We start from the raw sequence: 25,389 nt of genomic DNA on the forward strand, positions 1-25,389 counted from the left end.
AATAATTGCGCGCGCTTCCTCTACCCCGTCGATCGGGGGAGAGGTGTCGAGCGAAGCTCGACGGAGTGGGGGTCGACTATTCATCAAACGAATACAGATGGTCAAAAATCGGTTGGCGCGCCGCCTTCGGAGCGGCGCTTTTCGACGAAGGCGTTGAGCTCTTCGCGGACGGCCGGGTCCATGTACGGTTCTTCGTAGGTGGCCAGCCGCTCTTTCCAAACCTTGTTGGCCTTTTCCATCGCCGTTGGCGATCCGGCTTCCGCCCAGGTTTCGAAATTCCGCCAGTCGGAGAGGATCGGAGAATAGAAGGCGGTCTTGTAGCGGTCCTGCGTGTGCTGGGTGCCGAAGAAGTGGCCGCCGGGGCCAACCGACTGGATGGCGTCGAAGCCGAGGGCCTCGTCGGACAAGTCGAGCGGGGTGAGGAATTCGGCCACCATCTGCAAGAGGTCGATGTCCAGAATGGTCTTTTCGTAGGAGCAGCGCAGGCCCCCTTCAAGCCAGCCGGCGGCGTGCATCATCAGATTGCCGCCGCCTTGGACGGCGCCCCACAACGAGAACACGCTTTCATAAGCGGCCTGGGCGTCGACCGTGTTGGCGGCGCAGGTGTTGGAGGTGCGGTATGGGATGTTGTAGCGACGGGCGAGCTGGCCGCCGACAAGCTGCGCCTTCATGTACTCCGGGGTGCCGAACGCCGGCGAACCGGACTTCATGTCGACATTGGAGGTAAAGCCGCCATAGCCAACAGGGGCGCCCTTGCGCACCATCTGGGCAAAGGCGATGCCCGACAGCGCCTCGGCATTCTGCTGCACCAGCGCGCCGGCGATGGTCACCGGCGCCATGGCACCCGACAGGGTGAACGGCGTGACGATCACGACCTGGCCCTTGCTCGACATCTGGATGATGCCTTCCATCATCGGCACGTCGAGCTTGAGCGGCGAGTTGGTGTTGATGATGGTGAAGACGGACGGCTCTTCCAGCAACTGCTCGTGGCTGATGCCGCGCGCGATGCGGGTTATCTCGATGCCGTCGACATTGCGCTCCTTGCCGAGCGAATAGATGTGGAACACCTTGTCGGTCAGCGTCGCGAGGTCGCGTACGCATTCGAGGTGGCGGACCGACGGATGGATATCGGTCGGCTCGACCGGATAGCCGCCCGTGCAGTTCAGGATATTGTGCATCTGCGCCAAGCGGAGGAAGTTGCGGTAGTCCGCCTGGTTGCCCGGCCGGCGGCCGCGATCGATGTCGGAGCAATTGGGCGCCGAGGCCATCATCGAGATGATCAGGTTGTTGCCGCCGAAGCGCACATTATGCGCGGGGTTGCGGGCATGCATGGTGAATTCGGACGGGCAGTGCGACACCAGCTCCAGGATCATGTCGCTGTCGAAGCGCACGCGTTCGCTGCCGTCGCGCACATCGGCGCCATGCGCCTTCATGATGCGGCGGGCTTCGTCATGCAGCACGTCGACGCCGATTTCCCGCAGCACGCGCAACGAAGCGAGGTGGATCGATTCCAGCTCGTCGTCAGAGACCAGCCTGGTCGGTGCGAGCGGGTTTCTCAGCTGGCGGAAAGCCGGCTGCTCGAACGCGGCCGAGCCGCCGGCGCGCTTGCCGGCGCGGCCGCCACGCCGGGCACGGTCGGGCGCCTGGGCCGATTCTGCTGGTTGTAGGGCGGCGGTCATGATGGTCCTCGTGCGATGCGATAGCGGGCGGCATAATGGACCGGCTGCCCGCCAGCCATTGCGGAGGCGGCGACCACTAGGGCGAGGGAAGCGACATGCCCATGGGGCAGGCGGCTGGATCGCCGATTTGACGGCGCTGAAACTTACGCAAGCATCGTTCGGCTTGTAGGTTGGTTCGACCTCCAACCGCGAGCGGCAATGACCTCTTCCACCGACACCGTCGAACCGCCCCTGCAATGGGCAGCCCTTGCCGGCGTCACCGCTGCACTTGCCATGTTCGGCGCGGCGCAAGGCCTGAGTTCGCCGCTGTTCACGCTGCTGATGCAGAAGCAGGGCATGTCGCCGGCGCTGATCGGTCTTTCCGCCGCGATGATGCCGCTCGGCCTGGTTCTTTCGGCGTCATTGGTGCCGGCCGCCGTCCGGCTCGTCGGCGCCCGTACGCTTGCCGTCAGTTGCTCGCTGATCGGCGCGCTTTGCTTCTTCGCCATCGGCTATCTGCAGGACTGGGTCGCATGGTTCGTCATCCGCTTCGTCGTGGGCGTCATCATCAACCCGCTCTACATCCTGGGTGAAGTCTGGGCGCTGTCGCTGGCGCCACCCTCGCGGCGCGGCAGGGTCATGGGCATCTTCAATTCCGTGCTGGGCGTCGGATACGCGACGGGCCCACTGGTCCTGACCGCCGTCGGCACATCGGGATGGGTCCCGTTCATCGTCGGCACCGCCGGCTTCGTGCTCTGCGCGGTGATCCTGCGCGCCGTCTCGGCGAGCCTTGCCGGCTTCGAGGACGATGGCCAGCCCTCCGGCGGTCTTGTCGGCTTCGCCAGGCTGGCGCCGGCGCTGCTGTTCGCCGTGCTGGTGTCGGCCGCGGTCCAGCAAAGCACCTATGCGCTGATCCCTGTCTTCGGGTCCGGCTATGGTCTGCCCGAAGCCGTGCTCGCCGCGCTGGTCATGGTGTTGTCGCTGGGCAACATCTTCCTGCAGATCCCGCTTGGCCTGCTGGCGGAGCGTTTTGGCGGCCGGGCCATGATCATCGCCTGCGCCGTGGCTACAGCCGTCTGCGCGGTACTGTTGCCGTTGCTGATCACGACGCCGCTGATCTGGTTGGTGCTGCTGGTCATGGGCGCGGTCGGCTACGGCGTCTACACGATGGCGCTGGTCGAACTCGGCAGCCGTTTCAAGGGATCGGCACTTGTCTCCGGCAATGCGGCGTTCGCCCTGATGTGGGGTGCTGGCGGTATCGTCGGGCCACCAACCGCCGGCGCGCTCATGCAGGCGATCGGCCCGCTCGGCCTGCCCACCGTTATCGCCGTGCTCGATGTGTCCCTTGTCGCTTTCGCGCTCTACCGGTCGTCGGTGCGCGGGAGGTCCTGAGCCCGCTCCCTGGCGCAAGCTGATTTCGCCGCGCGGCTCTTTCGTTCTCGAAATCCTGGAGATAGCTGGATGGCTCGCCGAGGGAGAGCGGCACTTCATTGTGGATGACAAGATGGTAGCGACCGGTTCGAGCGACAGGGAGGCGGCAATAAAATGGGCCGCGATCACCGGAGTGATCGCGACCGTTTCGGTGTTCGCCATCGCGCAGGGGCTGTCTTATCCGCTGTTGAGCTTTATCCTGCAGCGCCAGGGCGAATCTCCGGCCATGATCGGCCTGTCGGCGGCGATGACGCCTATCGGTTTCATCCTGTCGTCGCCGCTTATCCCGGGACTGGCGCAACGGTTCGGGGCAGGGCGCACCGCACTCACCTGCGCGGTTCTCTCGGCGATCGTGCTGGCGCTGATCGGCTGGACGCAGAACGTCTATCTATGGTTCCCACTGCGCTTCCTGATCGGCGTGGTCACCAATCCGCTCTATGTACTGAGCGAAATCTGGGTCATCGCGCTGGCGCCGGCGGCGAGACGCGGGCGCATCATGGGTGTCTATTCGACGATCATCTCGGCCGGTTTCGCGGCGGGACCGCTTTGCCTCCTTGCCGTCGGTACGGAGGGCTGGCCGCCGTTTGTTGTCGGCATTTCCGCCTTCGTTGTTTGCGGTATCTGCCTGGCCTCGGTGCTCGGGCGCTTGCCGAAAGTGGACGAGGCAGGGCACCGCGTATCCGTCCTCGGCTTCATGCCGCGGGCCATGCTGCTGCTGTTTTCAGTCGTGGTCGCCGCCGGCTTCGAACAGGCGGCACTGGCGCTGCTGCCGGTCTACGGAACGCACTACGGCATCGCCGAGACCCGCATGTCGGCGCTGCTTTCGGTGATGATCGCAGGCAACATCGCCATGCAGGTACCGCTCGGCCTGATGGCCGAAAGACTGACGGCACGGCTTGTAAGGCTTATGTGCATAGGGATTACGGCACTCGGATGCGCTCTGCTGCCGGTGCTCATCGAAACACCGCTGATCTGGCCGATGATCTTCGTCTGGGGCGCCGTCTCCTATGGTATCTACACGATGTCGATCATCGAGTTGGGCGACCGCTTCACGGGCTCGACATTGATCGCGGGCAATGCCGCCTTTTCATTGATGTGGGGCGTCGGCGGCATTTCCGTTCCGCCGCTCGCAGGCAGCGCGATGGATGTCCTCGGCGCGGGAGGTTTGCCGCTCACACTTGGCCTGCTGTGCCTGGCGCTGGCGGTCGCCAGCGCAGTCGGCCGCAGGAAAGCCTGATTCCTCGGCCGAGGTGCCGCGGCTATTGAATATCGGACCGGGCATGTCGATGTTGCGTGCCGAAGCCTTGCCTATCGGAGATTCCATGACCAAGCCAATCGCCAAGCCAGAAGCCGGCACCAAAGACCCCTTCCTCTGGCTGGAGGACAGGACAGCCAAGCAGTCGCTCGACTGGGTTCATCGCCAGAATGAAGTCACCGTCGGCCAGTTGCAGGGGGATCCATCCTATCAGGCGTCGTTCGAGACGGCGCTGGACCTGATGACGGCCGAGGACAATATCGCTGTCGGGTCCGCGCTCAAGGGCCATGTCTACAATTTCTGGCAGGACAAGACCAATGCGCTCGGCCTATGGCGCCGCACGAGTGTCGCTTCCTACAAGACCGAGAAGCCCCAATGGGAAACAATCATCGACTTCGACCAGCTTGCGGCGAAGGAGGGGATAAAATGGGTGTTCAGCGGCGCCAGCCGGCTCTATCCGGAGCTCAGCCGCTGCCTGCTGTCGATGTCTCCGGACGGCGGCGACGCCAGCGAGATGCGTGAATTCGATATCGAGACCAAATCCTTTATCGAGGACGGATTTCGAGCCCCGGCTTCGAAGTCGGGCTTCGGCTGGCTGGACAAGGACACCGTAATCGTTTCCGCGGCCTTCGAGGAGGATGAGAAGACGCAGTCCGGCTATCCGCGCGTGATCAAGCTGTGGAAGCGTGGCACGAAGCTGGAAGACGCGACGCCGATCTTCGAGGCGCAAAAAGAGGATCTCGCCGTTGGTGCCGGCGTCGAGTTCGACGGCGACAGGCGCCATGTGTTCCTGGCGCGAACGCTCGATTTCTTCGCATCGCACAGCTTTCTCCATCTCCCGTCCGGCGAGAACCGACGCATTCCGCTGCCCGACGACGTCACCGACACGGCGCTGTTCAAGGACCAGATGGTGTTCGGTGTACGTACGCCCTGGACGGCGCCGGACGGCACGGCGTGCCAGCCCGACGGACTTTATTCGCTGGATTTCGCGCGATGGATTGAAACCGGTGAACTCGGCGCCATCGAAACCTTGTTCGCTCCGGCATACCGTGTGTCGATCGCCGGCCTTGCGCGGACCCAGGACCGGCTGTTCATCAACATGATGGACAATGTGCGCGGCAAGGTCATCGTCTGTGAGCGCAAGGACGGCGCCTGGTCGATGAAGCCGGTCGCGCTGCCCGAAAACGGCAATGTCGGCATCAGCCATGCCGAACATTTCGGCTCCAGCGTTTCGTTCTCGTTCACGGATTTCCTGACGCCAAGCTCGATCATCTGGTCGGATGACAATGGCGAGACGCTCGCCACCGTAAAAGCGCAGCCGGCGCGTTTCGATGCATCGCCGTTGATCTCTGAGCAGTTCGAGGCGCGCTCGAAGGACGGCACGATGATCCCGTACTTTGTCGTCCGGCGGCGCGACCAGAAAGGCCCGGTGCCGACGTTGCTCTACGGCTATGGCGGTTTCGAAGTGCCGCTGCTGCCCGGCTACGCCGGTGTGCGCGGCAGGCTGTGGTTGGAGAAGGGCAACGCCTATGTGCAGGCCTGCATCCGCGGCGGCGGCGAGTTCGGGCCGGCCTGGCATCAGGCGGCACTCAAGGGTAACCGCCAGAATGCCTTCGATGACTTCGCGGCGGTCGCGCAGGATGTCGTCAAGCGCGGCATTGCCACCGCATCCTCGCTCGGCATTCAGGGTGGTTCGAATGGCGGCCTGCTGACCGGTGTTTCCCTGACGCAGCATCCCGAGCTTTTCGGCGCTGTCATCATCGAGGTTCCGTTGCTCGACATGCTGCGCTACACCGAATTGCCGCCCGGCGCCTCCTGGATGGCGGAGTATGGCGATCCGTCGAAACCCGAAGACGCGAAGTGGCTTTCCGCCTATTCGCCCTATCAGCACGTCAACGGTGATGCCGATTATCCGCCGGTGCTGCTGACGACGTCGACCGCCGATGACCGCGTCCATCCGGGACATGCGCGCAAGATGGCCGCCCGTCTGCAGGAAGCGGGGCATGACAAGACGCTGTTCTTCGAGGAGACCGAAGGCGGACATGGCGGGCGCGGCGACCGCCGTCCGCAGGCAGCGCAGACCGCGATGAAGTATGTGTTCCTGCAGAGAGCGCTGACAGCCAAGGCTTGATCGCGAATCCTTCGGGTGGCCAAGCAAAGGGTGGTTCACCTTGACCATCCTTTGGTCTAAGGTGGCGGCCATGGCTTTCGCTAGACTATCAGCTCGCGCATTCCGCGTCGCGGTGACACCGTCATCGCGCACGCTGCGCGCCGAGCTTTTGCGGCTCTGCGCCCGCATCGGCTACTCGCCTCCCGCCTGCCTCTGACGAATCCGCCCCGGCCCAGCCGGAATGATTCCAAGAGGAAAGATCAAATCCATGACCTATCAGAACTATTCGCTGAAGCAGCTTCAGCAGATCGACGCCGCGCATCACCTTCACCCGTTTACCGATCACAAGGAACTGCGCGAAGCCGGCTCGCGCATCATCACCCACGCCAACGGTCCGTTCATCTATGATTCCGAGGGGGCTGAAATCCTCGACGGCATGGCAGGCCTTTGGTGCGTCAACATCGGCTATGGCCGCGACGAACTGGCGGATGCCGCCTACGCGCAGATGAAGGAACTGCCCTACTACAATTCCTTCTTCAAATGCTCGACGCCGACCCCGGTGCTGTTGTCCAAGAAACTGGCGGAAATCGCGCCGAAGAACATCAACCAGGTGTTCTATGGCTCCTCCGGTTCGGAGGCCAACGACACGGCGCTGCGTCTCGTGCGCCACTACTGGGCGTTGGAAGGCAAGCCGGAAAAGAACCGCATCATCTCGCGCAAGATGGGCTACCACGGCTCGACGGTTGCCGGCACGTCGCTCGGCGGCATGGATGCCATGCACAAGCAGCTCGGCGGCGAGGTTCCCAACATCGTCCATGTGATGATGCCCTACGCCTACGAACTGGCGCTGCCGGGCGAGAGCGATCATGATTTCGGCCTGCGCGCGGCAAAGGCCGTCGAGGATGCGATCCTCGAGGCCGGCGCCGACAAGGTTGCCGCCTTCATCGGCGAGCCTGTGATGGGCGCGGGCGGCGTGAAGATACCGCCGTTGAGCTATTGGCCGGAAGTGCAGCGCATCTGCCGCAAATACGATGTCCTGCTGATGCTGGACGAAGTCATAACCGGCTACGGCCGCACCGGCGAGTGGTTCGCCGCCCAGACCTTCGGCGTCGAGGCGGACACCATCACCACCGCCAAGGCGCTGACCTCCGGCTATCAGCCGCTGTCGGCGCTGCTGGTCGGCGACCGCATTGCGTCGACGCTGGTCGAGAAGGGTGGGGAGTTCAACCATGGTTATACCTATTCCGGTCACCCGGTGGCGTGTGCCGTGGCGCTGAAGAACCTCGAGATCATCGAGCGGGAGGGGCTGGTCGACCGCGTCAAGACGGACACCGGACCGTATTTCGCAGAAGCCTTGCAGGAGCGTATTGCCGGACACGACTTGGTCGGCGAGGTGCGCTCGATCGGTCTGATGGGCGCGATCGAGATCGTCAAGGACAAGGCCACCAAGGAGCGTTTCCTGCCATCGGGCAGCGCCGCGGTCGTCGTTCGCGACCACGCAATCGCCAACGGCATGATGCTGCGGGCCACCGGCGACACGATGATCCTGTCGCCGCCGCTGATCTGGACCCGCGACACGATCGACATGGCTTGCGAGCGTATCACCAAGGCACTCGACCTTGCGCAGGCGGATCTGCGCAAGCGATAGGCCTGTGACCTTAGCCGGGCGCTCTTCGATGAGAGCGCCCGGGTGGGGACTGCAATTGGTTGAGACCGGGAACGATGCTGTCTTCCGCGCGTAGTGTGATACGCAGTGGCCATATCGGCTGAGACAAGGGGTTCGTTTCCATGAGAAAGACCGGCAAGAGCCGACGCGTGCAAGAAGCAGCCAGCATCGGCGCGGACCTGATGCTGGCGCCGCTGGTGGCGATGATGCGCCTGCCAATGATGGCCAAGGATGCCGGGAGCAGCCGGCCGTGGGGCACGGAGACGGCCCGTGCGGTGAACGAGAAGACCGTCGCGATGGCCGAAGGTGCATTTGCCGCGCAAATGTCGCTGCTTCAGTCGGCATCGCGCTTCTGGCCGGAAGTTTTTTCCGGACGCACGCCGTCGCTGTTCAACGGCATCGCGGCCGAGAGGTCCGTGAACGCCGCGCTGAAGCCGGCAAGCGTTGCCGTGAAGGCGAATTTTCGCCGGTTGTCGACAAAGACCTGAACAAGGCGCCTGACAGACCGCCGGCCAAGCGAAAACCGATTACCGTTTTCGGGATCATCGTCTAGAACCCGCTGAGGCACCTTTGCCTAACGCATCGCCGCGGGCTTTCGGGCGGGATGCATCAGGGGGACATCATGGCTGGACAGCCGCTCAACGAGCCTGCCGAAATTCCGGCCGAACTTGACCGCTGGAATTGGGGCGCCTTCTTCCTCAACTGGATCTGGGGTATCGGCAACAGCACGTTCATCGCGCTGCTGGCGCTTATCCCTGTCGTCAACATCATCATGATCATCGTACTGGGTGCGCGCGGCAGCCGCTGGGCCTGGCGGAACCGCGCCTGGCGCGACGCCGAGCAGTTCCGCAAGACGCAGCGCAACTGGGCAATTGCCGGGCTGGTGGTCTGGGTGGTTGCGATTGGCGGCCTTGCGGCTTCCATCGGCAGCATTCCCTATATCCTCAAAGGCAACGACGCGTATCGCATCACCATGGACGCCATTCGGGCGGACGATCGGGTCAAATCGGCCATCGGCGATGACCTGGCTAATAATTTCTGGATCGGCGGCCATATCAACGTCAATGCGAACGGCTCGGGTGACGCCCAGTTCAGCATCCCAATCCATGGCAGCAAAGGCACCGGCACGGCCATATCCAATGCCGTGCGCACAGCCGGCAAATGGAGCATGCGCCTGCTTGTTGTCAGGGTGGATGGCGTCGATGCACCGATCGTCCTGATCAACGAAGATCATGTGCCGGTTCCGAATGCGGCAATCGGGATATAGGCCAGGCGCGGCAACATAGGTGACGGAAACGCAAAAACCGCGCTCCAGCGGGAACGCGGCTTTGCCAGATACGCATGGCGTTTCGCTACTCGAACACTTGGCGAAACTTACGGGCTCCGGTACGCGAGACCTGATCCGGAGCGCCGGGCGGATGCGATATGTCCGCCTCGAGATCCGTTTTATAGGGACATCGTTACCGGGGGGTTATCGAGAGCTTAAGCAAACCTAAATTTGACGAGTTTCTCTCGAAACAGCCGAAAAAAGTTCAGTCATATTAGCAACTTATGGATTTGCGCCGCGTAGAAAATTAATGATGCCTGAAAAATCGGCGCCGGCATGTCCCTGGGCGTTGAACAGCGCGTAGAGCTGCGCCGCCTCGGCGCCAAGTGGCGTCACCGCGCCCGCGCCCTGCGCCGCTTCCTGCGCCAGCTTCAGGTCCTTCAGCATCAAGGCCGCGGCAAAGCCCGGTCTGTAGTCCTTGTTGGCGGGCGAGGTCGGCACCGGGCCGGGCACCGGGCAATAGGTGGTCAGCGACCAGCATTGGCCGGAGGATGTCGAGGCGACATCGAACAACGCCTGATGCGACAAGCCCAGCTTTTCCGCCAGCACGAAGGCTTCGGCGACGCCGATCATCGAAATGCCGAGGATCATGTTGTTGCAGATCTTGGCCGCCTGTCCGGCGCCGTCATCGCCACAGTGCACGATGCGGCCGGCCATCGGCTGAAGGATCGGCTCGGCCTTGGCGAAAGCATCCTTCGAACCGCCGGCCATGAAGGTCAACGTGCCGGCGGTGGCGCCGCCGGTGCCGCCCGAGACCGGCGCGTCGATCGACAGCAACCCATGCTTGCTGGCGACGGCATGCGCCTTGCGCGCCGATTCCACATCGATGGTCGAGGAGTCGATGAACAGCGCGCCTTTCTTTGCCTTCGGCGCGATGTCCTCATAGACCGACAGTACGTGCTTGCCGGCTGGCAGCATGGTGATGACGACATCGGCGTCCTTCACGGCGGCGAGTGCGTTGGCCACGACGACCACGCCATGCTCGCGCGCGAGGGTCAAATTCTCCGGCATCAGGTCGAATCCATGCACCGTATGCCCCGCCTTGACGAGGTTGGCGGCCATAGGATTGCCCATGTTGCCGAGGCCGATGAAGGCGATCGTCGTCATTGTCTCTCTCCCGGATTTATCGATTTCAACGGCCGATCAGGACGCGTGCAATGATGACGCGCATGATCTCGTTGGTGCCTTCGAGAATCTGGTGGACGCGCAGATCCCGAACCAGTTTTTCGATGCCGTAGTCGTGCAGATAGCCGTAGCCGCCGAGCAGTTGCAGCGCATCGTTGGCGACGTTGAAACCGGTGTCGGTGACGAAGCGCTTGGCCATTGCCGACCATTTGCCGGCGTCGGGTGCCTTGCGGTCGAGTTTCGAGGCGGCGGCATAGAGGAAGATACGCGCCGCCTGCAGCTCCGTCTCCATGTCGGCGAGTCTGAACTGCAGCGCCTGGAACTGGTTGATCTTCGAGCCGAAGGCCTTGCGCTCGGCAGTATAAGACAGCGCCTTGTCGAGCGCCGATTGCGCGCCGCCCAGCGAGCAGGCGGCGATGTTCAGTCGGCCGCCGTCCAGCCCCGCCATGGCAATGCCAAACCCGGCGCCTTCGGTGGACAGCAGGTTTTCAACGGGCACCTTGCAGTCGTCGAAGATGACCTGGCGGGTCGACTGCATATGCCAGCCCATCTTGTGTTCGTTCGCGCCGAAGGAGAGGCCGGGCGCGTCCCTGGGAACCACGATGGTGGAAATGCCCTTCGGCCCTTCGGCGCCGGTGCGCACCATGACGGCATAGATGTCACTATCGCCGGCGCCGGAGATGAACTGCTTGGTGCCGTTCAGCACATAGTCGCCGCCGCTCTTCACCGCGCGCGTCTTCAACGCGGCGGCGTCGGAACCGGAGCCTGGCTCGGTCAGGCAGTAGCTGGCCAGCCATTCCATCGAAGTCAGCTTGGGCAGGAAGCGCTGGCGCTGTTCGTCATTGCCGAAGCGGTCGATCATCGACGCCACCATGTTGTGGATCGAGATGAAGGACGAAAAGGCCGGGTCGGCGCGGGAAAGCGCCTCGAAGATGAGCACGGCGTCGAGCCGCCCAAGCGCCGAGCCGCCGACATCGTCGCGGACATAGATGCCGCCAAGGCCGAGCGGCCCGGTTTCGCGGATCACATCGGCCGGGAAATGTTTCCTGCGGTCCCAATCCAGTGCGTTCGGCGCGACACGATCGGCGGCGAAGGCCTCGGCCATTTCCTGTATGGCGCGCTGCTCCTCATTGAGTTCGAACTGGCTGGTGCTCGCATCGACCGCGGCGTCCATGGCGTGCTCCCTGATCTGGGGCCAGTCAGTGTGCTGGCCTGTCGTTTTTGGCTTTGCGCGGGCACCAATCTAGACCAATGATGCCGCCGCGCAACCCGACCTTGAGCGGAGCGGCTGTGCGCGGATGGATGCGCGAACGAGAACCATGACGACAAATATCAACGAACTGCTTGAGACGTTCCATCGTTACCTCACCAGTGTCGACAATGCGCTGGTGCGCGATGCCGTGACACGAATCGACTGGGATATGCCGGCCCGAGCACTCGAACCGCACCCGCTTGCCTGCGTCAGCCACCTGGATCGCGCTGCCGACCTGGCGCCGGCGGGCGCCAGGCCGCTGGTACGGTTCCTGGCGGCGCATGGCAGTGACCTCCGCTGGGGCCAGACCTACACCGAAGCCGATTTCGGCAAGGCATTCATCGACAATTACGGCTGGCTGGAAGTATTCGGCATGCGCGGCCATTTCGCCAATGATGAGGTCGCCGCCGGCCTTCTCATCCTTGGGCCTGATATCGTCTATCCCGACCATCACCACGTGGCCGAAGAAATCTACATTCCGCTGACCGGTGGTACGGAGTGGCGCATGGGTGAGAGCGGCTTCCGCGTTCGCGCGGCAGGCGAGGTCGTACACCATGCCTCGAACGTCAATCATGCCATGCGCACGGGGCAGGAGCCGCTGCTGGCTCTCTATATCTGGCGCGGCGGGCCGCTGGCGGCGAAATCGACGATCACCGGAACCGTCGCGCAGGGCAGGGCATAATGGCCAGGGCCATCATGCTGCAGGGCACGGGTTCCGATGTCGGCAAGACGGTGCTGGTCGCGGGCCTGTGCCGCGCCGCGAAAAAGCGCGGGTTGAAGGTGCGGCCGTTCAAGCCGCAGAACATGTCGAACAACGCCGCCGTTGCCGACATTCCCGGCGACAACAATCGTGGTGGCGGCGAGATTGGCCGCGCGCAATGGCTGCAGGCGATCGCCTGCGGTGTCGAGCCGACCGTCCACATGAATCCGGTGCTGCTCAAGCCGCAGACCGATGTCGGCGCGCAGGTCATCGTGCAGGGCAAGGTGTTCGGCGAGGCGCGGGCGCGCGATTATCAGGCGCTGAAGAGCCGGCTGATGGACGCCGTGCTGGATTCCTGGGCCAAGGTCGGCGAGGGCGCCGATCTCGTCATCGTCGAGGGCGCCGGTTCGCCTGCCGAGATCAACCTGCGCAGCCGCGACATCGCCAATATGGGCTTTGCTACGCGCGCCAATGTTCCGGTGGTGCTGGTCGGCGACATCGATCGCGGCGGCGTCATCGCCTCTATCGCCGGCACGCATCTGATCCTGCCGGAAGAAGACCGGCGCATGATTGTCGGCTACCTCATCAACAAGTTCCGGGGCGACGTTTCGCTGTTCGACGACGGCATCAAGGCGATTGAAGGTTTCACCGGGTGGCGCTGTTTTGGCGTCGTGCCATGGCTCAAGGCCGCCGCACGGTTGCCTTCGGAGGATTCCGTCGTGCTGGAACGGCTGGCTTCCGGCGAAAAGCGGGCACTGAAGGTGGCCGTGCCGATGCTTGGCCGCATCGCCAATTTCGACGATCTCGACCCGCTCAAGGCCGAACCGCAGGTCGAGGTGGTGTTCGTGCCGCCCGGTCAACGCCTGCCGGAGGATGCGGGGCTGGTGGTCATTCCCGGCTCCAAGTCGACGATCGGCGATTTGCTGCAGTTCCGTGAGAACGGCTGGGACCGCGATCTGCTTGGGCACCGCAAGCGCGGTGGCCATGTCGTCGGCATCTGCGGCGGGTTCCAGATGCTCGGCAGGATCGTTCGCGACCCACAGCGCATCGAGGGCAGCGTGACCGAAGCAGAAGGTCTGGGCCTGCTCGACATCGAGACGGTGATGGAGCCAGAGAAGACCGTGCGCAACGTCACAGCGCGCTCGGTGCCATTCGACCTGCCGCTGGAAGGCTACGAGATCCATCTCGGCCGCACCACCGGTCCGGACACGCGACGGCCCTCCGCCGTCATCAACGGCGTCGATGACGGCGCGATTTCGGCTGATGGCAAGGTGCTGGGCACCTACATGCACGGCCTGTTTTGCGCCAACGCCTTTCGCGGCAAATTCCTCGAAAGCCTGGGCGTCAACGGCAGCGACCTCGACTACCGCGCCGAGGTCGAACGGGCGCTGGACGACGTCGCCGCCGAGCTGGAGGTGCATCTCGACTGCGACGCGATCTTTGGCCTGGCCAGGTAGGATCTATGCCTTTTCGCCTGCCTTTGGCCAGTAAGTGCCGAACGACCAGACATTGCCTTCCGGGTCGCGGCAAATGAACTCGCGGCTGCCATAGTCGCGGTCGACCAGTTCCTGGATGATCACCGCGCCGGCTTTCTTCGCGCGGGCATAGGCGACGTCGGCGTCCTCGACGGCAATGTAGATCGACTTGCCGCCGCCTGTGCCGGGTTCACCCACCATCTTGCCGTAGTCGTCGTCGCGCACGGTGCCCAGCATGATCATCGATGAGCCGAACGACAGTTCGGCATGATGAACGATGTCGCCTTCACCATAACGGGCGCGCACGCTGAAGCCGAAAGCTTCGCCGAGCCAGTCGATCATTCTTGCGGCGTTCTTGTAGCGCAGGGCGGGGTAAAGTCGCGGCGCCTCGGTAGTTGTGGGCATGACTGCCTCCTTCATCCGGTTGGTCGATAACCCACTCTGTGCGAAGGCCGTTCCGGCGTCTTGAAGAAATGTTACCTGGGGTTGTGGGCTACGCAAGCACGGTGAGCGCCGAGGGCGTCTCGCCAGCAAGGTCCCGGAATTCGCGCACCAGATGCGCCTGGTCGGCATAGCCGCAATCAGCGGCGATATCCGCCCAGTCGCATGTTTCCCGCCTTGACAAGCGAAGCGCCCGGTTGAAGCGGACGATGCGCGATAACGTCTTGGGACCGACGCCAATCGCATTGGAAAAGCTGGCGGCGAGATGTTTGCGGCTCCAGCCCAGGCTATCGGCGATCGACGAAATGCGCGCGCGGCCGCCGGACGCCATTATGCTGTCATAGGCCCATTCAATTTCGATCGGCATTTCCCTGGCTTTGGACAGCCGGCTGGCGACGAAGGCTTCGGCCAGATCGAAACGCGCCGCCCAGTCCGGCGTGTTGCCGAGCCTTTCGCGCAGTGCCGTTCCTTCAGCGCCGAGTAAGTCATCCAGCACAACCATGCTGTCGGTCAGCTCGCTCATTGGCCGGCTGAAGAAACGCGCGCGCCGAGTGGTGTGAAATTGACCTGGACGCAGCAGGCGGCGCCGAAGGATTCGATCACCACCGGTCCAGCATAGAGGCCGGCGGCAAAACTGGCGAAACGGTCATTGTCGCCAGGATTCCTGCCGAGCCCGATGGCGAAGGGTTCGGCAAAGCTGATGACCAGCGGCACGGTGAGCGATGCATGTTCGGTGTTGCGGAAATGGCCGGGAGCGGTTTCGCGGTAACCGCAGATGTCGGTGACGACGCCCGAAAGCCTGGGTTCAGGGACCCGCCGCAGCATGTCGAACCGGCCAGCGACAGACCAGTCCTGTTCCTTCCGACGTTGCAGCTCGATCGGCATGGCTATCCTTCCACGCGCGGAATCTAGCAGACCATCGATCAGAATCAAAAGCGCCCGGCTTTTGGCCGGGCGCTCCGAGTTGCCTGAGTCTGGAGTGCTCGGCCTTTTCGGCCGGCACAAGTCAAGGAGATGAAATTGGTCCCCGTCAGTTCATGTCGGTCCGCCAACCAACATGATTCGTATGCATCATTTTATCAGGCGTGCGGTCACGTGCCAGCAATCAGGACGCGCAATGGGTTGGCGGGATCAGCCAGAAGCTTCACCGCCAGTGCCAGGCAGACGATGACCAGCAGCGGTTTGATCAACCGCGCGCCAATGCGCATGGCCAGGCTCGCGCCGAGACGGGCGCCGAGGAACTGGGCGACGCCCATCATCAAGCCAATCTTCCAGTAGACAACGCCAAAGGCGGCGAAAACGACGAAGCCGCCGATGTTGGAAGCGAAGTTGAGCAGCTTGGTATGCGCCGTTGCCTTGAGCACGCCGTAGCCGGCCAGCGCAACGAAGGCGAGCATGTAGAAGGAGCCGGCCCCCGGACCGAAAAGGCCATCGTAGAACCCCACTGCCGGCACGATCGTCAGCCCGAACAGGAACGGCGAGAGCCGCTCGGCGCGGTCGACATCATTCATATTGGGTTTGAAAGCAAAATAGATGGCGATTGCGATCAGGACGATCGGCAGGAGAGCCCGCAGGAGATCGCCGGGCACGATCGTCGCCAGCAACGCGCCGATCGCGCTTCCCACGAGGGCCAGCAGGGCCGAAGGAAGCTGGCGGCGCAGGTCGACATGCCCCTTCGAAGCGTAGTGGATTGTCGCCGAGCCCGAGCCGAACATGCCCTGCAGCTTGTTGGTGGCCAGCGCCTGGACCGGTGTGAAGCCGGCAAGAAGCAATGCCGGCACGGTGATCAGGCCGCCACCACCGGCGATCGAATCGACAAAGCCGGCGGCAAAGGCCGCGAAGGCGAGCATGACGACGGTCTGGGTGGCGAGATCGAACATGGGATCGATGGAAGCGTTCGGACGTTGAAGGCAGAAGGCGTTCGACCACGCCCACCCCGTTTGCGCAAGGCCGATTCCGCGCTACCTATTGGGACGAATCGAAAGGGACCTCCATGGCTGCCGGATTGCTGGAACAGATACGCTCGATCTTCGACGGCGACCCCGGCGTGCGGAAGGTGGCCGACGATCCGGTGCTTTCGGCGGAATTGCTGATGCTGTTCCGCATGATCCTTGCCGACGGCTCCGTCAGCGAAAGCGAGATGGCCGTATTCAGGCGCATCTGCAAGGAATCCTTCGACATCCAGGAAACCAGCATCGATGCCGTGATCGAATATCTCAACGATTTTGGCTACGAGACAAATGGCTCGCAGGCCATCGCCCTGTTTCGCGATCTCGATATCGAGCGGCGCAAGCTTCTCGCCCGCCACATGGTGGAAATAGCCAAGGCGGATTCGCAGCTCGCCGAAAGCGAGGTACGTCTGCTGCGCCGTACGCTCGACCTGCTCGAGATCAGCCCGGTCGATGTCGTAAGGCCTAACGAGTAGGAGCGGAACGGCCGCTCACCCCTGTTCCTGCATTCTGCGTGCAATCGCCCTGCGCAGATCCGGAGCAGCCGCTACCAGTGCCTTGGCGGCTTCGGATTGCGGGTGGTCGAGCACCTCGCGCGTCTTGCCGCGCTCGACGATCTTGCCGTCATGCATGACCAGCACCTCGTCGGTGATGGCGCGCGCCACGGTCAGGTCGTGGGTGATGAACAGATAGGCAATGCCGAGCTTCTGGTTGAGTTCCGCGAACAGGTCGAGAATCTGGGCACGGATGGAGACATCGAGCGCGGAGACCGGCTCATCGGCGACGACCAGTTTCGGGCGTGTGATGATCGCGCGGGCGATCGACAGGCGCTGGCGCTGGCCACCGGAAAATTCGTGCGGATACTTGTCCATGTCAGCGACGTCGAGGCCGACCTCGTGCAGGGCATGCGCCACCATTTCGCGCCGTTCGGCCTTTGACGGCTTCGTTTCCAGGACATGCAGCGGTTCGGCGATCAGTTTCGCCACCTTCTGGCGTGGGTCGAACGAGCCGTAGGGGTCCTGGAACACCACCTGCATGTCGCGGCGCGCCGGCTTCAGCTCGGTCTCGCTCTTGCCAATGATGTCCTGGCTCTTGAACCGGATCGCGCCTGATGTCGGCCGATCCAGCGCCAGGATCATGCGGGCGAGCGTTGACTTGCCGCAACCGGAACGCCCGACCAGGGCCACCGATTGGCCCGGTGTCACCGACAGGGAAACATCGTTGACAGCACGGATCGGCGCAGCGCGCCGGAGGAGCGACATGCGCCGCCCGGGGTAATCCCGCGTCACGCCTTCGACCTCGAGCAGAGGCGCGGTCGATCCGGCATTGTGCGGCCGCGCGCGCGCCGGCACATGCATCGAGGCCTGCGCCAGCTGGCGCGTGTAGGGATGGGTCTGTTCCGACAGGGTACGCGCCGTGTCTCCTGCTTCCATGACCTCGCCGCGACGCAGGATGGTGATGCGATCCGCCATTTCGGTCACGACAGCCAGGTCATGCGAGATCAGCAGCAGTCCCATGTGGGTTTCGGCGACAAGGTCGCGCAGGAGGTCGAGGATCTGCGCCTGCAGGACCACGTCGAGTGCCGTGGTCGGCTCGTCCGCGATCAGCAGCTTCGGCTTTAGCGCGCAGGCAATGGCAATGACGACGCGCTGGCGCTGGCCGCCGGACAATTCGTGCGGATAGCGTGATAGCGGGAATTGCGCTTCGGGCAGGCCGACGCGGTCGAGCATTTTTCGCGCGCGCTCCTCGGCGTTGGCGCGGCTTGCCTTGGTGTGCCACCGTATGCCCTCGGCAACCTGCTCGCCGATGGTTTTCACCGGGTTGAGAGCCGTCATCGGCTCTTGGAAGATCATGCCGATGTCGTCGCCGCGCAGCGCGCACATCTGGTCTTCAGTGGCTGCCGTTATGTCGATGCCATCGAAGCGGATTTGTCCCGTCGTCCGCGCGGCGTGCGGCAAGAGCCGCATCAGCGCCAGCGCGGTCATCGACTTGCCGGAGCCGGATTCGCCGACCAGGCCCATCACTTCGCCGGGCGCGATGGAAAGTTCGACCCCCTTCAGGATCGGCGTGTCGCCGATGGTCAGCGAGAGGTCCTGGATGTCCAGCAGGCTCATCGCCGCCGCCGCGATTTCGGATCGATGATATCAGCGATGCCGTCGCCAAGCAGGTTCAGCCCGAGCACCGTGATGACGATCGCCATGCCGGGAAAGATCGCCATCCACGGCGCCACCACCATGCGGGTCTGCGCGTCGAACAGCATGCGGCCCCAGCTCGGCATGGGCGGCTGCGCGCCGAGCCCGACATAGGAAAGCCCCGCCTCGGCGAGAATGCCGAGCGCGAACTGGATGGTTCCCTGCACCAGCAGCAGCGTGGCGATGTTGGGCAGCACGTGCTCGATGGTGATGAGCGTCCTGCCTTTGCCGGCGGCGCGCGCGGCAAGGATGAACTCGCGCGGCCAGATCGCCAGCGCGCCCGCACGGGCTACTCGGGCAAAGACCGGTATGTTGAAGATGCCGATGGCGATGATGGCATTGACCGCGCCCGGCCCGAAGATGGCGGTGATCATGATCGCCGAAAGCAGGGCAGGGAAGGCGAAGACCAGATCGTTGACCCGCATCAGCATCTCGTCGATGAGACCGCCGCGCGCCGCGGCAAAGGCGCCGAGCGGTACGCCGACCCCCATGCCGATACCGACCGCGACCAGCGCCACGGCGATCGAGTTGCGGGCGCCGACCATGACCATCGACAGGATGTCACGGCCGAAATGGTCGGTGCCGAACCAGTGCGCCAGAGAGGGACCTTGCGTCTTGTCCGCGATGATCAGCCTTGTGACATCGTAGGGCGTCCAGACATAGGAGATTACAGCCATCGCCAGGATCAGCAGGGTTATGACGAAGCCGGCAACAAACGCGGTGTTTCGGAACGCCTTGGCGAGGATGCCGGTGAATGTCTCCTGGGGGATGTCGATATGCAGTGTCATTGGCGGCTTCTCAGTCGCGGATCGACGACCGCATAGGAAAGGTCGACGATCAGGTTGACGGCGATAACCGCCGCGACCAGCAGCATGACGACGCTTTCGACCACGATCAGGTCACGCTGGGTGATCGCCTGGAACACCAGTCGGCCCAGGCCGGGCAGGTAGAAGACATTCTCGATGATGATGGTGCCGGCAAGCAGGAAGGCGAACTGCAGGCCAAGGATGGTCAGTACGGGGATCATGGCGTTGCGCAGCGCGTGGCGCCACAGGACGGCACGGTAAGGCAGGCCCTTGGCGCGAGCGGTGCGGATATAATCCTCGTTGAGCACCTCGATCAACGCCGAGCGGGTCACCCGCGCCAGGATGGCGGCCTGCGGCAGGGCAAGCGCGATCGCCGGCAGGATCAGTGCTTTCAGCGCCGGCCAAAAGCCAGCGCTCCATCCAGGAAAACCTCCGGCCGGCACCAGCCTCAGCCAGACCGCGAAAACATAGATCAGCATCAGCGCGAACCAGAAGTTCGGCACGGCGACGCCAAGCTGTGCCGCGCCCATGGTTATCGTGTCACCAACCCGGCCACGCCTTCCGGCGGAAAACAGGCCGACGGGAATGGCGATGATGGTGGAGAGCGCCAAGGCGATCAGCGCCAGCGGGAGCGAGACGACGAGCCGCTCGCGCACGAGATCGAGGACCGGCACCGAATAGGTGTAGGAACGGCCGAAATCCAGTCTCAGCAGACCGCCGGCCCAGTGCAGGTAGCGCTGGACGAGAGGCGCGTTAAGGCCCATCTGGTCGCGCAGAAGTTCGACCTGATCGGCGCTGGCGTTCATGCCCAGCATCAGTCGCGCGGGATCGCCGGGGAGGATCTCCAGCACGGCGAAGACAACGACGGAGGCCAGCACCAAGGTGAGCGCGGCGATGACGAGGCGCTTGAGAAGATAGGCGGTCATTGGCGTAGCCATATGCCCCGGAAGTGGTTTCCGGTCCCGGGGCAGCGCATTTTATGGACGCGCGAAATCAATCCGCCCACTTCACCTTGGTCAGGTCGTTGGCCTGGATCGGTGCGTTTTCCCACAGGCCTTGCAGCTTGGCGTCCCAGACGCCGACCTTCGGCAATTCGTAGAGAAAGCCGACCACGGCATCATCCGCCAGGATCTTCTGCGCCTGGGCGTAAAGTTCCTTGCGCTTGGCCTCGTCGGAGGTGAGATCCAGGTCGGCGATGACTTTGTTGAAGGCCGGGTTCTGGTAATTGAAATAGTAGTCCTTGCGCGAATAGATATCGATGTCGTTGGGCTCGGTGTGGGAAACGATGGTCAGGTCATAGTCCTTCTTGGTGAAGACCTGATCCAGCCACTGCGCCCATTCGACCGGGATGATCTCGAGGTTGATGCCGACATCACGAAGCTCCGAGGCGATGATCTCGCCACCAAGCCGCGCATAGGAGGGCGGCGGCAGTTTCAGCGTCGCGCTGAAGCCGTTTTCCAGCCCCGCCTCCTTCAGGAGTTCCTTGGCCTTGGCGACATCGTGCGGATAACGGCCCGTGAGATCGACATAATATTTGTTGGTCGGCGACATATGCGAGCCGATCGGCAGGCCGAGGCCGGCCGAGGCGCCATCGATGATCGCCTTGCGATCGAGCGCGTAGGAAATTGCCTGCCGGACCTGCAGCTTGTCGAATGGCGGCTTCTTGTTGTTGATAGACAGGATGGTTTCGCCTTCGGTCGCGCCGACCACCACCTTGAAGCGCGGATCGTCCTTAACCTGCGCGACGCTGTCGGGATCGAAGAACGGGAAAGCCTGGATGTCGCCGGAAAGCAGCGCCGGCACATAGGCGGCGGCATCGGGCACGATGCGGAACTCGACCTTGTCGAGGAACACCGGAGCGCCCCAGTAATGATCTGACTTCACCAGCGTGATCGACGATCCCTTGGCCCAGTTCTGGAATTTGAACGGACCGGTGCCGATCGGCCTTTCCTTGTTGGTGTCCGCCGATTTGGGCGACACAATCACCGCGTCACCCCAGCCCATATTGTAGAGGAAGGAACCTTGCGGGTGTTTGAGCGTGACCTTCACCGTCGCTGGATCGACCACCTCGACGGTGTCTATGGCGGCAAACAGGCCCTTTTGCGCGTTGACCGAGTTGTCGGCGCGGGCGCGGTCGAGCGAGAATTTCACGTCGTTGGCGCTGAAGTCGCTGCCATCATGGAATTTCACGCCAGTGTGCAGCTTGAAGGTATAGACCTTGCCGTCGTCGGAAATGGTCCAACTCTCGGCCAGATCCGGCAGCACTTCGCTGTTGGGGCCAATGCGGGTCAGTCCCTCGAACACATTGGCATAGAGAACTTCCTTGATCGCGGCGGCGGCACCCGCGGTCGGATCGAGATGCGGGGGTTCGAGCGGGATGCCGATGACCAGATCGGTCCGCGCGGCAAACGCCGAGGTTCCGGCGGCAAGAGACATGGCCGTCGCGGCCAGAATGATCTTCCACAATTTCATCGTGCAACTCCCCATAGCTCGAACCCGGCGGATAGAAGCGTGATTTTTCAGCGGAGTAAATCGCGTTTCGTGCTGTCCGGCTTCGCACGGAGGAATGTTTTTTCCGCCAGCGGTTCCGTCTCTGGCCGTATCAACCGGCGAGCTTGCCACGCAGCAGCAGGTTGAGCCCGATCGCCATCACCTTCGCCGATTCCACCATGTCGTTGATGCCCACCCACTCGTCGGGCCGGTGAGCCAGATCAAGAATGCCCGGCCCGTAGGCGATGCAGTCATAGATATGTCCGATGCGGGCGATGTGCTTCTGGTCGTAGGTGCCAGGCGAAATCACATAATCGGGTTCGCGGTCGAATATCTCCATGATGCCTTGTGCCACAGCCTTTACCACCGGCGCATCGCGCTCGGTCATCAGCGGCAACACTTCCATGATGTCGCGAATCTCGTAGTCGAACTTTTTGCGCTCCCGCTTCAGCCGGTCGAGTATGTCCGTCACCTCGCTCTTGACGGTGCCGAGGTCCTCTTCAAGCAGGAAGCGGCGATCGATGGTCAGCCGGCAGGCGTCGGGCACGTTGGGCGAGGGCAGGCCAGGCCGGAAGTCCTCGGTCTGGCCGCCATGGATGGAGTTGATGTTCATGGTGGAACGCCTGGCGCCTTCGGGCACGACCGGCATGCGCGTCATCTTGCGATCGAGCGCCGGGAACAGCTCATCCTCGAAAGCCTGCAGCACCGCGCCCATGTGGCGTACAGCATTGTCGCCAAGGAACGGCATCGAGCCATGCGCGATCTCGCCCTTTGTCTCGATCTCCGCCCACCAGACGCCGCGATGGCCAAGGCAGATACGGTCCTTGTTGAGCGGTTCGGGGATGATGACGTGATCGACCCTGGGGGCGGAGAAATAGCCCAGCCTGGCAAGATGGGCGACGCCACCGAAGCCACCCGACTCCTCGTCAACCGTGCCGGAAATCTCGATGGCGCCGTGAAAATCGGGAAAAACCTCCATGAAGGCTTCAGCGGCGATGATCGAGGCGGCGAGACCGCCTTTCATGTCGCAGGCGCCGCGGCCATAGACCCTTCCGTCTTTCACGACACCGGCAAAAGGATCGACGCTCCAGCCTTCCCCGGCTTCGACCACATCGATATGCGAGTTGAAATGGACGCAGGCGCCCGTCGACCGGCCAGCGAAACGGGCGACGACATTGACGCGTGGATATCGGTCGGTGTCTCCCGGCGCGCCCTCGGCGCGAATGAATTCGGTTTCGAAACCCCGCTTCCTCAGGCGTGCACCGATGTATTCCGCGCATGGGCGATAGGCCTCGCCTGGCGGATTGATGGTTGGGAAGCGGATCAGGTCGGCGGTCAGCGCGATCAGGTCATCGACCCGATCATCCACCGCCTTGAGGAGTCGTTCGTTCATCTGGAGGATTGAGCAGGGATCATCATGGTTTTGCAAGCCTCGTTCGAAGAACGCTGGTGCAACGTGTTGTTGCGGCAACTATCGCGGGAAAATCGTTCAAATTCGCCGCTTCGGATTGGCCAATTCGTCAACGAGTGTGTGCTAAATCACGTCTCTGCCTCTTAAAAAATGAAAGCAACGTGAAAACATGCAGGCAGGGGCAATCAAAGGGGTTTGATCGCATGAAAAAGACAGTTCTCATGGCGGCGATGCTTGTCGCGATGCTGTTCGGTTCTTCGGTTCAGGGCTGGGCCGCCAGCCTGGTGGCCAACATCGACGTATCGTCACAGACGATGACTGTAAGCAAGTATGGCGAGGTGCTGTATCGCTGGAACGTTTCCACCGCCCGCAAGGGGTACTTCACGCCCCGAGGCACGTATCGGCCGCAACGGACAGAGCGGATGTGGTACTCGCGTAAATACGAGATGTCGCCGATGCCATATTCCGTGTTCTTCCACGGTGGCTACGCCATTCACGGCACCGGTGCGGTCAGACAGTTGGGGCGCCCGGCATCGCATGGCTGCGTGCGGCTGCAGACCGCCAATGCCGCGACGTTCTATTCGATGGTGCAGGAAGCCGGCTTCGGCAATACACGGATCCTCATCACGAACTAAGACGATCCAACGGCTATCTCCGTCATAGCCGCGGCCAACGTGGCTGCGTCCTTTCGACTGTATACATGGTCGAAATGTTGCAGGAATAGCGCAATGGTACCGAAAACAAAGCGGGCGCGCCCGGTTTGAAGCTGTTGGTCCTTGCTTTGAGGAGCATGTATCGGCGAGATTTCAATCCAACATTTGCCGGGGGACGACGGCCTTAGCCGGGGGATGCAAAACGCCGCGAGGAGGGGTCTTCGCGGCGTTTTGATTTGATAGCCGGCATTTGGCAATACGCCGATCCTCACACGAACCAGTACAGCCAGAGACTCGGGTTTTGCGAGGACATTCGGCTCTGCCAGGAGTTCGGGCGCTTATCGGCGCGGTGATACCATTTCGGGTCTGCGATGCCTGAAATGTTGCAGGAATATCCCAATGGTACCGAAAACAACAACGCTTCGCCTTGCATGGTCCCGCAGATGACTTGCCTGAACACGTGTTGGTGGTAAATCCCGGACAGGCAACTGAGGGGATTCTAATGTACAGACTGCTTATAAGCGTGGCGATGGCGGCGACGGCCACCTCGGCTTTCGCCGCCGATGCGATCGTCATGGATCAGACCGTCGCCGCTCCGCACATTTCCGGCTATGTCGAAGCCTACCTTGGCGGATTGTACCTGACTGTGCCAGGCGACCACGCGACGGCGACGACAGCGGGCGGAACAGGCCGCGTCAATTTCCCGATCGATGCCCGCTGGAATATCCAGACCGACGCCATGGTCGATTCCCTCTGGGTACAGGGCCAGAATCTTTACGGCTACGGCGGCGCGGTTCATGCCTATTGGCGTGATCCGAGCGCGTACGCGCTGGGCGGTTTCGCGACGATCACCGGATATGGCGGCGACGGTATCGGCGGCGAAAATATCTATGACTTCAGCGTCGGACCCGAAGCCCAGGTCTATATCGGCAATGTGACGCTCTATGGCCAGGTGTACTACGGGCAACTGCGGGCCAACGGTTCGTCCGAACATATCGACGACTGGGGTACTCGCGGCGTCGCGCGCTATTTTGCACGCGACAATCTTCGCTTCGATGCCGAACTCGGTTTTTCGAGCATTTCCATATCCGGCGAGCATCTCAACACCGTCACCGGTGCGCTCCAGGCGATGTACCGGTTTTCCGGGTCGCCGTTTTCGGTGTTTGGACGCTACCAGCTGGATCACGCCTACGCAGGCGGCGAAAGCGAGAACATCCACAAATACGTGATCGGGCTGCGCGCCAGCTTCGGTTCGGACACTTTGCTTGACGAAGACCGCAACGGCGCCACGATGGACACCTATCGGCCAAACTTCATCCTGCCATTTGCCGGGGGATGATGGTTTCGGCAAGCTGAAGACCATCGATGCAAAAGCCGCGGAGTTCTGCTCTCCGCGGCTTTTGCTTTTGATGCGTAGGTCGCGGCGCGGCGGAGCCTGGTCTCAAGAT

Annotated in this window: 22 protein-coding genes and 1 pseudogene; 12 read left to right on the forward strand and 11 right to left on the reverse strand. The window is 62.7% G+C overall.

Features of this window, described 5'->3' with window-relative positions:
* Positions 1-101: 101 nt before the first annotated feature.
* Complete coding sequence (locus ACO07C_RS02210; RefSeq protein WP_421912596.1) at positions 102-1,679, reverse strand: trimethylamine methyltransferase family protein; 1,578 nt, start codon at positions 1,677-1,679, stop codon at positions 102-104.
* 198 nt (positions 1,680-1,877) lie between these two features.
* Between ACO07C_RS02210 and ACO07C_RS02215 the strand changes: the two genes are divergently transcribed.
* The 7 genes from ACO07C_RS02215 (at position 1,878) to ACO07C_RS02245 (ending at position 9,387) form a co-directional block, all read left to right on the forward strand.
* A complete protein-coding gene (locus ACO07C_RS02215; protein ID WP_421912597.1) occupies positions 1,878-3,050 on the forward strand; it encodes an MFS transporter in 1,173 nt (390 codons plus the stop codon).
* Between the two features lie 112 nt (positions 3,051-3,162).
* Complete coding sequence (locus tag ACO07C_RS02220) at positions 3,163-4,326, forward strand: MFS transporter (protein WP_421912598.1); 1,164 nt, start codon at positions 3,163-3,165, stop codon at positions 4,324-4,326.
* An 85-nt stretch (positions 4,327-4,411) separates the two neighbouring features.
* Positions 4,412-6,475: a prolyl oligopeptidase family serine peptidase gene (locus ACO07C_RS02225; protein ID WP_421912599.1), complete on the forward strand. Its 2,064-nt coding sequence runs from the start codon at positions 4,412-4,414 to the stop codon at positions 6,473-6,475.
* A 70-nt stretch (positions 6,476-6,545) separates the two neighbouring features.
* Entirely contained in the window at positions 6,546-6,671 is a 126-nt protein-coding gene (locus ACO07C_RS02230; protein ID WP_421912600.1) for a capsid protein, read from the forward strand.
* A gap of 51 nt (positions 6,672-6,722) precedes the next feature.
* Positions 6,723-8,102 carry an aspartate aminotransferase family protein gene (locus tag ACO07C_RS02235; RefSeq protein WP_421912601.1) on the forward strand — a complete coding sequence of 460 codons (1,380 nt, stop codon included), beginning with the start codon at positions 6,723-6,725 and terminating at the stop codon, positions 8,100-8,102.
* 140 nt (positions 8,103-8,242) lie between these two features.
* A complete protein-coding gene (locus ACO07C_RS02240) occupies positions 8,243-8,608 on the forward strand; it encodes a hypothetical protein (protein WP_421912602.1) in 366 nt (121 codons plus the stop codon).
* Positions 8,609-8,742: 134 nt separating this feature from the next.
* The gene (locus ACO07C_RS02245) at positions 8,743-9,387 is read left to right on the forward strand and encodes a cytochrome c oxidase assembly factor Coa1 family protein (RefSeq protein ID WP_421912603.1); all 645 of its coding nucleotides are present in this window, start codon (positions 8,743-8,745) and stop codon (positions 9,385-9,387) included.
* 282 nt (positions 9,388-9,669) lie between these two features.
* Here ACO07C_RS02245 and mmsB read toward each other — a convergent pair whose 3' ends face one another.
* Positions 9,670-10,554, reverse strand: a complete 885-nt coding sequence (mmsB, locus tag ACO07C_RS02250; RefSeq protein WP_421912604.1) for a 3-hydroxyisobutyrate dehydrogenase — start codon at positions 10,552-10,554, stop codon at positions 9,670-9,672.
* Positions 10,555-10,579: 25 nt separating this feature from the next.
* Complete coding sequence (locus ACO07C_RS02255; protein WP_421912605.1) at positions 10,580-11,746, reverse strand: isobutyryl-CoA dehydrogenase; 1,167 nt, start codon at positions 11,744-11,746, stop codon at positions 10,580-10,582.
* A 145-nt stretch (positions 11,747-11,891) separates the two neighbouring features.
* Between ACO07C_RS02255 and ACO07C_RS02260 the strand changes: the two genes are divergently transcribed.
* Both ACO07C_RS02260 and ACO07C_RS02265 read left to right on the forward strand, forming a co-directional pair.
* A complete protein-coding gene (locus ACO07C_RS02260; protein WP_421912606.1) occupies positions 11,892-12,506 on the forward strand; it encodes a dimethylsulfonioproprionate lyase family protein in 615 nt (204 codons plus the stop codon).
* On the forward strand, positions 12,506-13,981 hold the full coding sequence (locus ACO07C_RS02265; protein WP_421912607.1) for a cobyric acid synthase: 1,476 nt from the start codon (positions 12,506-12,508) through the stop codon (positions 13,979-13,981). The genes ACO07C_RS02260 and ACO07C_RS02265 overlap by 1 nt, the downstream gene beginning before the upstream one ends.
* 3 nt (positions 13,982-13,984) lie before the next feature.
* Here ACO07C_RS02265 and ACO07C_RS02270 read toward each other — a convergent pair whose 3' ends face one another.
* From ACO07C_RS02270 to ACO07C_RS02280, 3 genes and pseudogenes are all read right to left on the reverse strand, one after another.
* Entirely contained in the window at positions 13,985-14,404 is a 420-nt protein-coding gene (locus tag ACO07C_RS02270) for a VOC family protein (protein WP_421912609.1), read from the reverse strand.
* Positions 14,405-14,492: 88 nt separating this feature from the next.
* Positions 14,493-15,325: pseudogene (locus ACO07C_RS02275) on the reverse strand (helix-turn-helix domain-containing protein).
* A gap of 206 nt (positions 15,326-15,531) precedes the next feature.
* The gene (locus tag ACO07C_RS02280; RefSeq protein ID WP_421912610.1) at positions 15,532-16,320 is read right to left on the reverse strand and encodes a TSUP family transporter; all 789 of its coding nucleotides are present in this window, start codon (positions 16,318-16,320) and stop codon (positions 15,532-15,534) included.
* Between the two features lie 113 nt (positions 16,321-16,433).
* On the opposite strand from ACO07C_RS02280, the gene ACO07C_RS02285 reads away from it, so the two are divergent.
* Positions 16,434-16,865, forward strand: a complete 432-nt coding sequence (locus ACO07C_RS02285) for a TerB family tellurite resistance protein (protein ID WP_421912611.1) — start codon at positions 16,434-16,436, stop codon at positions 16,863-16,865.
* Between the two features lie 15 nt (positions 16,866-16,880).
* On the opposite strand, the gene ACO07C_RS02290 is transcribed toward ACO07C_RS02285, so the two are convergent.
* The 5 genes from ACO07C_RS02290 to ACO07C_RS02310 all read right to left on the reverse strand — a co-directional run bounded on the left by ACO07C_RS02290 (position 16,881) and on the right by ACO07C_RS02310 (position 23,270).
* Complete coding sequence (locus ACO07C_RS02290) at positions 16,881-18,503, reverse strand: ABC transporter ATP-binding protein (RefSeq protein ID WP_421912612.1); 1,623 nt, start codon at positions 18,501-18,503, stop codon at positions 16,881-16,883.
* The gene (locus tag ACO07C_RS02295; protein ID WP_421912613.1) at positions 18,500-19,369 is read right to left on the reverse strand and encodes an ABC transporter permease; all 870 of its coding nucleotides are present in this window, start codon (positions 19,367-19,369) and stop codon (positions 18,500-18,502) included. Before ACO07C_RS02295 ends, ACO07C_RS02290 begins: the two co-directional genes overlap by 4 nt.
* Entirely contained in the window at positions 19,366-20,313 is a 948-nt protein-coding gene (locus tag ACO07C_RS02300) for an ABC transporter permease (RefSeq protein WP_421912614.1), read from the reverse strand. The genes ACO07C_RS02295 and ACO07C_RS02300 overlap by 4 nt, the downstream gene beginning before the upstream one ends.
* A 67-nt stretch (positions 20,314-20,380) precedes the next feature.
* Positions 20,381-21,859, reverse strand: a complete 1,479-nt coding sequence (locus ACO07C_RS02305; protein ID WP_421912615.1) for an ABC transporter substrate-binding protein — start codon at positions 21,857-21,859, stop codon at positions 20,381-20,383.
* Positions 21,860-21,989: 130 nt separating this feature from the next.
* Positions 21,990-23,270 (reverse strand): acetylornithine deacetylase/succinyl-diaminopimelate desuccinylase family protein, encoded by a 1,281-nt coding sequence (locus tag ACO07C_RS02310; protein WP_421912616.1) that lies wholly within the window; start codon positions 23,268-23,270, stop codon positions 21,990-21,992.
* A 221-nt stretch (positions 23,271-23,491) separates the two neighbouring features.
* Here ACO07C_RS02310 and ACO07C_RS02315 point away from each other — a divergent pair, with 221 nt between their 5' ends.
* Both ACO07C_RS02315 and ACO07C_RS02320 read left to right on the forward strand, forming a co-directional pair.
* Complete coding sequence (locus ACO07C_RS02315; RefSeq protein WP_421912617.1) at positions 23,492-23,923, forward strand: L,D-transpeptidase; 432 nt, start codon at positions 23,492-23,494, stop codon at positions 23,921-23,923.
* Between the two features lie 520 nt (positions 23,924-24,443).
* Entirely contained in the window at positions 24,444-25,280 is an 837-nt protein-coding gene (locus ACO07C_RS02320; protein WP_421912618.1) for a hypothetical protein, read from the forward strand.
* The last annotated feature ends 109 nt before the right edge of the window (positions 25,281-25,389 follow it).

It is taken from the genome of Mesorhizobium sp. (assembly GCF_965229135.1).
Classification (GTDB): domain Bacteria; phylum Pseudomonadota; class Alphaproteobacteria; order Rhizobiales; family Rhizobiaceae; genus Mesorhizobium.

Excerpts from the sequence above, each read along its gene's own strand:
- ACO07C_RS02310 (WP_421912616.1), bottom strand. The coding sequence starts at position 23,270 with ATGAACGAACGACTCCTCAAGGCGGTGGATGATCGGGTCGATGACCTG.
- ACO07C_RS02235 (WP_421912601.1), top strand. The coding sequence starts at position 6,723 with ATGACCTATCAGAACTATTCGCTGAAGCAGCTTCAGCAGATCGACGCC.
- ACO07C_RS02305 (WP_421912615.1), bottom strand. The coding sequence starts at position 21,859 with ATGAAATTGTGGAAGATCATTCTGGCCGCGACGGCCATGTCTCTTGCC.
- ACO07C_RS02225 (WP_421912599.1), top strand. The coding sequence starts at position 4,412 with ATGACCAAGCCAATCGCCAAGCCAGAAGCCGGCACCAAAGACCCCTTC.
- ACO07C_RS02255 (WP_421912605.1), bottom strand. The coding sequence starts at position 11,746 with ATGGACGCCGCGGTCGATGCGAGCACCAGCCAGTTCGAACTCAATGAG.
- ACO07C_RS02245 (WP_421912603.1), top strand. The coding sequence starts at position 8,743 with ATGGCTGGACAGCCGCTCAACGAGCCTGCCGAAATTCCGGCCGAACTT.
- ACO07C_RS02270 (WP_421912609.1), bottom strand. The coding sequence starts at position 14,404 with ATGCCCACAACTACCGAGGCGCCGCGACTTTACCCCGCCCTGCGCTAC.
- ACO07C_RS02320 (WP_421912618.1), top strand. The coding sequence starts at position 24,444 with ATGTACAGACTGCTTATAAGCGTGGCGATGGCGGCGACGGCCACCTCG.
- ACO07C_RS02300 (WP_421912614.1), bottom strand. The coding sequence starts at position 20,313 with ATGACCGCCTATCTTCTCAAGCGCCTCGTCATCGCCGCGCTCACCTTG.
- mmsB (WP_421912604.1), bottom strand. The coding sequence starts at position 10,554 with ATGACGACGATCGCCTTCATCGGCCTCGGCAACATGGGCAATCCTATG.
- ACO07C_RS02315 (WP_421912617.1), top strand. The coding sequence starts at position 23,492 with ATGAAAAAGACAGTTCTCATGGCGGCGATGCTTGTCGCGATGCTGTTC.
- ACO07C_RS02290 (WP_421912612.1), bottom strand. The coding sequence starts at position 18,503 with ATGAGCCTGCTGGACATCCAGGACCTCTCGCTGACCATCGGCGACACG.
- ACO07C_RS02240 (WP_421912602.1), top strand. The coding sequence starts at position 8,243 with ATGAGAAAGACCGGCAAGAGCCGACGCGTGCAAGAAGCAGCCAGCATC.
- ACO07C_RS02210 (WP_421912596.1), bottom strand. The coding sequence starts at position 1,679 with ATGACCGCCGCCCTACAACCAGCAGAATCGGCCCAGGCGCCCGACCGT.
- ACO07C_RS02260 (WP_421912606.1), top strand. The coding sequence starts at position 11,892 with ATGACGACAAATATCAACGAACTGCTTGAGACGTTCCATCGTTACCTC.
- ACO07C_RS02215 (WP_421912597.1), top strand. The coding sequence starts at position 1,878 with ATGACCTCTTCCACCGACACCGTCGAACCGCCCCTGCAATGGGCAGCC.
- ACO07C_RS02265 (WP_421912607.1), top strand. The coding sequence starts at position 12,506 with ATGGCCAGGGCCATCATGCTGCAGGGCACGGGTTCCGATGTCGGCAAG.
- ACO07C_RS02220 (WP_421912598.1), top strand. The coding sequence starts at position 3,163 with ATGGTAGCGACCGGTTCGAGCGACAGGGAGGCGGCAATAAAATGGGCC.
- ACO07C_RS02280 (WP_421912610.1), bottom strand. The coding sequence starts at position 16,320 with ATGTTCGATCTCGCCACCCAGACCGTCGTCATGCTCGCCTTCGCGGCC.
- ACO07C_RS02230 (WP_421912600.1), top strand. The coding sequence starts at position 6,546 with ATGGCTTTCGCTAGACTATCAGCTCGCGCATTCCGCGTCGCGGTGACA.
- ACO07C_RS02295 (WP_421912613.1), bottom strand. The coding sequence starts at position 19,369 with ATGACACTGCATATCGACATCCCCCAGGAGACATTCACCGGCATCCTC.
- ACO07C_RS02285 (WP_421912611.1), top strand. The coding sequence starts at position 16,434 with ATGGCTGCCGGATTGCTGGAACAGATACGCTCGATCTTCGACGGCGAC.